This window comes from Streptomyces palmae (assembly GCF_004684805.1).
Taxonomy (GTDB): Bacteria; Actinomycetota; Actinomycetes; order Streptomycetales; family Streptomycetaceae; genus Streptomyces; species Streptomyces palmae.
In genome coordinates, this window is the sequence record NZ_SRID01000791.1 from 1 (window position 1) to 596 (window position 596).

Sequence of the window (596 nt, forward strand, 5' to 3'; positions counted from 1 at the left end):
CCCCCGTGCCGGCCCCCACCTGCCTCAGCATCAACCAGCAGACCGTGCGGCAGTGGTCACTGCCCCAGCTGGTGGCCGGCTGCCGCGCCGCCGGGGTGACCGCGGTCGGCCTGTGGCGGGAACCCGTCCGGGAGTACGGGCCGGCAGCCGCCGCCCGCCTGGTACGGGAGGCCGGGCTGACCGTCAGCAGCCTGTGCCGGGGCGGCTTCTTCACCGCCTCGGAGCCGGCCGAGCGCCGCGCCGCGCTGGCCGACAACCGGGCCGCCATCGACGAGGCCGCCGCGCTGGGCACCGGCACCCTGGCCCTGGTCTCCGGTGGCCTCCCGCCCGGCAGCCGCGATCTGGCGGGCGCACGGCGCCGGGTCGCCGACGCCCTGGCCGAACTCGCCCCGTACGCGGCCGAACGGGGCGTACGGCTGGCGATCGAGCCCCTGCACCCGATGTACGCGGCCGACCGCTGCGTGGTCTCCACCCTGGCCCAGGCGCTCGACCTGGCCGAGGGCTTCCCCGCCGAGCAGGTCGGCGTGGTGGTGGACAGCTACCACCTCTGGTGGGACGACACACTGCCCGAGCAACTGGCCCGGGCGGGCCGGGCG

General features: G+C 77.5%; 1 protein-coding gene. It reads left to right on the forward strand.

Annotated features, from left to right (window positions below):
- Positions 1–5 precede the first annotated feature (5 nt).
- Positions 6–596, forward strand: a 591-nt coding sequence (locus E4099_RS32670) for a sugar phosphate isomerase/epimerase family protein (protein ID WP_135342682.1), incomplete at its 3' end; no start/stop codon positions are given.